Annotated in this window: 6 protein-coding genes; 4 read left to right on the forward strand and 2 right to left on the reverse strand. The window is 45.5% G+C overall.

Features of this window, described 5'->3' with window-relative positions; all coding sequences use genetic code 11:
- Nucleotides 1-804 precede the first annotated feature (804 nt).
- Nucleotides 805-1,821, reverse strand: coding sequence for a nuclease-related domain-containing protein (locus tag KS419_RS22840; RefSeq protein ID WP_217069277.1), 1,017 nt, complete (start codon nucleotides 1,819-1,821; stop codon nucleotides 805-807).
- 350 nt (nucleotides 1,822-2,171) lie between these two features.
- Between KS419_RS22840 and KS419_RS22845 the strand changes: the two genes are divergently transcribed.
- From KS419_RS22845 to KS419_RS22860, 4 genes are all read left to right on the forward strand, one after another.
- Nucleotides 2,172-3,014 carry a DegV family protein gene (locus KS419_RS22845; protein ID WP_217069279.1) on the forward strand — a complete coding sequence of 281 codons (843 nt, stop codon included), beginning with the start codon at nucleotides 2,172-2,174 and terminating at the stop codon, nucleotides 3,012-3,014.
- Between the two features lie 211 nt (nucleotides 3,015-3,225).
- Nucleotides 3,226-5,118, forward strand: coding sequence for an ATP-dependent helicase ComFA (locus KS419_RS22850; RefSeq protein WP_246594605.1), 1,893 nt, complete (start codon nucleotides 3,226-3,228; stop codon nucleotides 5,116-5,118).
- Nucleotides 5,119-5,284: 166 nt separating this feature from the next.
- Nucleotides 5,285-5,422 (forward strand): hypothetical protein, encoded by a 138-nt coding sequence (locus tag KS419_RS22855; protein WP_217069281.1) that lies wholly within the window; start codon nucleotides 5,285-5,287, stop codon nucleotides 5,420-5,422.
- 373 nt (nucleotides 5,423-5,795) lie between these two features.
- A complete protein-coding gene (locus tag KS419_RS22860; RefSeq protein ID WP_343215111.1) occupies nucleotides 5,796-6,053 on the forward strand; it encodes a ComF family protein in 258 nt (85 codons plus the stop codon).
- A 312-nt stretch (nucleotides 6,054-6,365) separates the two neighbouring features.
- Here KS419_RS22860 and KS419_RS25055 read toward each other — a convergent pair.
- A partial coding sequence (locus tag KS419_RS25055) for a hypothetical protein (RefSeq protein WP_246594607.1) occupies nucleotides 6,366-6,618 on the reverse strand: 253 nt, incomplete at its 5' end.

The following is a 6,618-nucleotide window of genomic DNA, read 5'->3' on the forward strand; positions in this document are numbered from 1 at the left end:
AGTTCGGACAAATGGAGGAGAGCAGGAGCATGAAATGTCCGAACGGAGAGCTAGTTCGGACAAATGGAAGAGAGATGGAGTTTGAAATGTCCGAACGGAGAGCAAGTTCGGACAAATGGAAGAGAGATGGAGTTTGAATTGTCCGAACGGAGGGCAAGTTCGGACAAATGGAGGAGAGCAGGAGGATGAATTGTCCAAACGGAGGGCGAGTTCGGACAAATGGAGGAGAGCAGGAGTTTGAAATGTCCGAACGGAGAGCGAGTTCGGACAAATGAAGGAGAGCTGGAGGATGAAATGTCCGAACGGAGAGCTAGTTCGGACAAATGGAAGAGAGCAGGAGTTTGAAATGTCCGAACGGAGAGCAAGTTCGGACAAATGAAGGAGAGCAGGAGCTTGAAATGTCCGAACGGAGAGTGAGTTCGGACAAATGAAGGAGAGCAGGAGTTTGAAATGTCCGAACGGAGAGCGAGTTCGGACAAATGGAGGAGAGCAGGAGTTTGAATTGTCCAAACGGAGGGCGAGTTCGGACAAATGGAGGAGAGCAGGAGTTTGAATTGTCCAAACGGAGGGCGAGTTCGGACAAATGGAGGAGAGCAGGTCGATGAATTGTCCGAACCACCCTCCTAGTTCGCACAGTTGATAGTGGACTACCTAATTATTTGCCCGATTACGTGAATTAAATAATTTACGAAAGTAAAACTAGATCCATACAAAAATTTACCACACAAAAAAACAGCAAAAAAAAATTATCCAGGTAAAATTTCCTAGATAATAAAATACAACCATCTATCTATTAAAATTATGTTATATTCTTTGATTTGCTACCTTCAGAAAATCACTGTAGAAACTTGTATTTGTATTCCCTTCTTTAAAATAATGCTCTAACAAAACCCTTCTGATTTTCCTTTGACATATAATCACCTTACACCATTTAAATATCCTGTCAGTCTTTAATTTTTCATTTGGAAAAAGTAGCTGGTATTCTTTAATAGCATTTAATATGCATTTTCTTGTATTTTCCACATGACCGCAATGATGACAAACAATATGTTCTTTATACTTACTTGGTCCAGCCAAAAACGTTCTACAATTCAAACACAACAGTCCCTTTTCCAGGGTTTCAAAATCGTAGCTAGGTATGTTGGAAAGAGGAGGTTTATCAATGAGGATTGAAAGTAAATGTTTAGCAAGTTTTATTTGAGTTTGAGTAGGTTTCATTTGTTCGGCCCCTGATCCTGATCCAATGTCAGGAACTAAAGTAGTAACGATTCCACGAGCCGTGGTTTTCCTAGTCGAAGGTGTACTACCACTTGCATTCCATTCTTTACGCTTTAGTTTTTCGAAAAAAAGTTTAATTTGGGTTGGCAGTAGGATGGGGTGGTCCTCAGTAGTTCCAAAGAGAGTGAAATCCGGATTTACAAAAGCCAAATTAGAGATGACTGGAACATTATAACCCAGCTGCTTCAGCAAATGCCTATATAAAGAATCGCAACGTTCCAGTTGAGTTAAAGGATTGTGCTTTAGTTCATTTCCATTACGGTAAAATCTATTGTTCTTTAGAAGATACTCGTAAGTCAGGTTCTTTACTTCAAAAATGTAGTGGGCTGTCGAGGTGATTAATAAACTGTCAATCTGAAAAATGGAGTTATTGCTTTTAAGCCATAAGTCGTTTAAAATAAGCCAGTTTTCCGGGCAATTTTCATAATACGAGTCAAACAGCACCTCCCCCTCATATCCTTTCTTTATTGCAAAATACTGTTCTTCTTCACTTTTACTAAACTTCATGCGGTTGCTCAAACTTTCCATAATCAAATACTCCATCGATGGACTACGCTCCTTAATGATAGTCATTATTCTCACATCCATTCTTAATATTTATTTGGACAGGCAAATTCATCATATAGAAACAACAAACAGACAACAATATTTGTCACAAAACTGTGCGGGACCAGGTCCCGCACAGTTTTGTGAACTGAATTTCCATATTACAGGAAATTACCATTCGCTTTTTCATGGAAATGGATAGACAAAAATGTGACAATATTGGTACTATTGTATATGATTGACTCGAATAGTAACGAAGATAAAGAGGTCTATAAAAACAACAGAACAAAATGATGTCACCTAGTCTTTATTGAAAATTACTAAATATGGAAGAAGTGAATATTATTATGGCGAAAATTGCTATTATTTCTGACAGTACTGCTTACATACCAAAAGAGGTTCGCGATCAGTACCAGATTCACATGGTGCCCCTCAACGTTGTTTTTGGAGCAGAGTCGTATAAGGAAGAAATGGAAATCACAGCAGAGCAGTTTTACGAAGAAATGAAATCGAAAGAAGAACTTCCCACAACATCCCAACCGGCAATCGGGTTATTTGAAGAATTGTACGAAAAACTTTCCGCCGAGTATGATGAGGCGATCGTGATCACACTATCAAGCGGAATTAGCGGTACCTTCCAAACGGCAGTGGCGGCAGCAAATATGGTGGAGAACTTTAACGTTCACGTATTCGACTCCGAAATCAGCTGTATGGTGCAAGGATTTTACGTGTTACAAGCAGCAGAAATGGCTGCCCAAGGGGAGACAAGTGAAAATATCCTTGCAAAATTACAAGAAATGAAGGGTAACACCCGCGCATACTTTATGGCAGACGACTTAAGTCACCTTCACCGCGGTGGCCGTTTAAATGGGGCGCAACTTATTGTAGGTAGCCTGCTGCAAATTAAACCAGTCCTCCACTTTGAAAACAAAGTTATCGTTCCGTATGAGAAAGTCCGTACCGAGAAAAAAGCTATGAGCAAAATACTTAGCCTGCTTGATGAAGATGCAAAACAATATCCGTTAAAAATCACTGTAATCCACGCCAATCGTCAGGAAAAAGCGGATTTACTCGCCACAGACCTGCGCGATCAATATCCCGACGCAGAAGTAAACGTGAGTTATTTTGGCCCTGTTATCGGCACACATCTCGGTGAAGGTAGCATGGGAGTAGGCTGGGTAAGGAAATAATAATATTTTTTAAAAAATTTATGGGGGCAAAGTCATGCCTAATCTACACGATGCTCGCCCCCAATTATCTTCATTCCCTTCTTCTTCAAAACAACCTATAACCTTCAGGGCACGCAACCGCACATCACCCATACCAAAAAACACCCAATGCAATAGCAAACACCACAAAAATACCACAAAAAATATACCAATTTAATGGAGGGCTTTCCGTATGCGATTTTATCCGTTACAGCCTCAGGACTGTCGCCAACTTAAACTGTTGATGAACAACCCGTCCCAACATCAACTCCTACCTCACAGCCTCGATGACATGCCGTCAAACACTATTTGGCTAATCCCCGAAAAATTAGTTCCATTAGGATTTTCCTCAACACCAGCAAATTCACCATTTCAGACCCACTTCAACCAACCGCAAGCCAATGCTTGGCCCGAAATCCATCTCGACTTCAAACCTGGAAAAGGTACCACCATTTATTGCCCCAGACCTAACTCCAACCATTCAATCAACCAAGAATTAAAACAATATTTAAACCATCGGCAACTCCTCCTGGACGAGCTCCCGTTTCCACTAGAAGAAATCCATCAACATGCCTGTCACGGCTACCTCACATATGAACCTGGATTAATGACAAAAAACGGACGTCCTCATTGTCGGCGCTGTGGCAACCACGATCCCAACCTCTTTGCCTCCTACCACTGCTACCGATGCAAGCAAGAATGCACCTATTGTCGAAGCTGCATCATGATGGGGAAGATAACGTCATGCAGCCCCCTCGTCCGCTGGCTCCCGAACAAACGAGAGAAGAGAACTGCCGCATCACCATTCACTCATCCATCCCAAAGACACCACCAATCAAATTCCGAACTACATTCCAACCCTAACCACCAATCGAATTCCGAACTAATTCCCAACCGCAAACCCGATCCAAAATGCGATCCAAGCCCCCGACACACTTTGGCATGGACCGGAACCCTTTCCTACTTTCAGCAAAAAGCCTCCGACAAGCTCTACGCAACCATAAATGACTTCCTTCACGGAAAAAACGAGCGCAACACTTTCCTCGTCTGGGCCGTTTGCGGGTCAGGCAAAACGGAAATGCTGTTCCACGGTATAGAAAGTGCCCTGAACGCCGGACTGCACGTTCTCATCGCCACGCCAAGAACCGACGTCGTGCTGGAACTGGAGCCTAGACTGAAAGCAGCCTTCCCGAACACAAAAATTCTCCCCCTCTATGGAGGAGCCGAAGACCGCTTCGGCCAGGGCGACCTCGTCATCAGCACCACCCATCAGCTCCTCCGATTCCACAACGCCTTCGACCTCGTCATTATCGATGAAGTCGATGCCTTCCCGTATACCGCCGACCAGAAGCTCCGGTATGCCGTGAACAAGGCGAAACGAGATCGCAGCCTCACCGTTTTCGTTACGGCCACCCCTGATGGAAAAATGAAGTGGCAGGCTGAAACAGGGGAAATTCTCTCCGTCAAAGTGGCCAGGAGGTACCATCGGCACCCGTTACCAGTGCCGAGGTACAAGTGGGTTGGCCAGTGGAAAAAGAAGTTGGCCAAAGCTACCTTGCCGATCCCTATCTTCCACTGGATCCAAACCCACTTAACCACCCAAAAGCAAATTTTTCTTTTTGTCCCTAGCGTCGCCGTCATGCACGACGTTGCAGATATCCTTGAAAGAACATTGCAGACAACCGTGGGTTTCGTTCATTCATCTGATCCGGACCGTCGGGAAAAAGTAATGGCATTTCGAAACGGAAAAACGAGAGTACTAGTCACTACCACCATCCTTGAACGGGGGGTTACCGTGAAAGGAGTACAAGTTGGTGTCCTTGGTTCAGAGGACAGGATTTTCACCGAATCGGCACTCGTACAAATATCCGGCCGTGCCGGCCGAAGTCCCGACGCCCCCACCGGGGACGTGACCTTCTTTCATTATGGCAAAACCAATGAAATGGTAAAGGCAGTCCGCCATATTCAGGAAATGAACCGATTAGGTGATGAAGAACTGGCTTTGGAAAGCCGAAAGCTACGGGAACACAACGTAAAAGAACAAAATAATAATCCAACAGGTGTGGCAAGGAACCTGAAAAAATAACGAACAAATCTCGTTTCGAAGATAGAAACTAAAACATTTCTAACGCCAATGAAAGTATTGAAAAAAATCCAGATAGGGAGGAAGTTGTGATGGGGCAATGGATGGAACTAATTCGGGGAACGGAACGCTGTTTATGGTGTGACATGTTCTATGAGGGGAACATGGGATGGGGGTGGGTTCTGGGTTTTTCGGAGCACACGCACCTTTGCGGGCAATGCGAAAACCGGTTGCAGCGAATAAAAGAACTAAGTTGTCTAGAATGCGGAAGGCCACGATTGCATTTATATGGGGAGGAGAAGGTTAAACAAGTCGAGGGAGTTTCGGAGAATTCGACTCCCTTTTTCCAAAAAAAGAAGTTAGATCATGATAGTGTTTGTTTGGATTGTGAGCGGTGGCAACTGGTGCCACCATGGGATGGGGTGAGGTTCCGGCACCGGGCGTTGTATGTATATGATGGGTTTCTGCAGGAGGTGCTGGCGCGGTTCAAGTATAGGGAGGATGTGGCGTTGGCGCAATTGTTTGGGCGGGATTTGCGCAGGTTGGCGCGGCGGGAGTTGGGGCTGTTTGATTTTGTGGTGCCGATTCCGCTGAAGGGGGAGCGGGAGTGGGAACGGGGATTTAATCAGGCGGAAGCGTTGGCTAAGGGGTTTCCGGAGGTGGTGCCTTTGTTGGAGCGGGTGAGTATGGGAGAGCAAAAGCAGAGTAAGCGGGGGCGGGAGGAGCGGATTGCGTCGCTTGAGGGGGCGTTTCAGTTAGCTGAATTGGCTGGTGGGGGCTGTTTGAAGGGGAAACGTGTGCTTATTGTGGATGATATTTATACAACGGGGGCGACGATCCGGAGTGCGGCGGGGGTGCTCTATGCTGGTGGTGCTGCGGAGGTTTGTGCCGTGACGGTGGCGAGATCAGTTGGAAAGAGTAGTGCGGGTGGACAGTGAGTAGCGAAGTCATTAGGGGAGAGTAGTGGCAGGTGACAGCGAGTAGCGAGATCAGTGGAGAAGAGTAGTGGTAGGTGGACAGTGAGTAACGAGATCAGTTGGGGAGAGTAGTGACAGGTGATAGTGAGTAGCGAGATCATTGGGGGAGAGTAGTGGTGACAGTTGAGACGGGTCGGGGAGTCATGCATGTGGTTGTGCTGGGGCGTAGCAGGCGGGATTGAATTCAGGCTAGTTCGGACAAATGGAGGAGGAATCGTTACTGAATTGTCCGAACCATGGTCAAGTTCGGACAAATGGAGAGGAAAGTCGTCATCAATTGTCCGAATCATGGTCAAGTTCGGACAATTGAAGAAGGAATTGATACTGAATTGTCCGAACCAAGCCCAAGATTGGACAAATGAAGGGTGAATCTATACTCAATTGTCCGAACCAAGCTCCAGTTTGGACAAATGGAGAAGGAATCGAAACTGAATTGTCCGAATCAAGCTCCAGTTCGGACAAATGAAGGGTGAATCTATACTCAATTGTCCGAATCAAGCCCAAGTTCGGACAAATGGAGAGGAAA

This window comes from Evansella tamaricis (assembly GCF_019042215.1).
GTDB lineage: Bacteria > Bacillota > Bacilli > Bacillales > Salisediminibacteriaceae > Evansella > Evansella tamaricis.

What these genes read in the sequence shown, in the direction of transcription:
- KS419_RS22850 (WP_246594605.1), top strand. Translation starts at nt 3,226, where the DNA reads ATGCGATTTTATCCGTTACAGCCTCAGGACTGTCGCCAACTTAAACTG.
- KS419_RS22840 (WP_217069277.1), bottom strand. Translation starts at nt 1,821, where the DNA reads ATGGAGTATTTGATTATGGAAAGTTTGAGCAACCGCATGAAGTTTAGT.
- KS419_RS22845 (WP_217069279.1), top strand. Translation starts at nt 2,172, where the DNA reads ATGGCGAAAATTGCTATTATTTCTGACAGTACTGCTTACATACCAAAA.
- KS419_RS22855 (WP_217069281.1), top strand. Translation starts at nt 5,285, where the DNA reads ATGGGGGTGGGTTCTGGGTTTTTCGGAGCACACGCACCTTTGCGGGCA.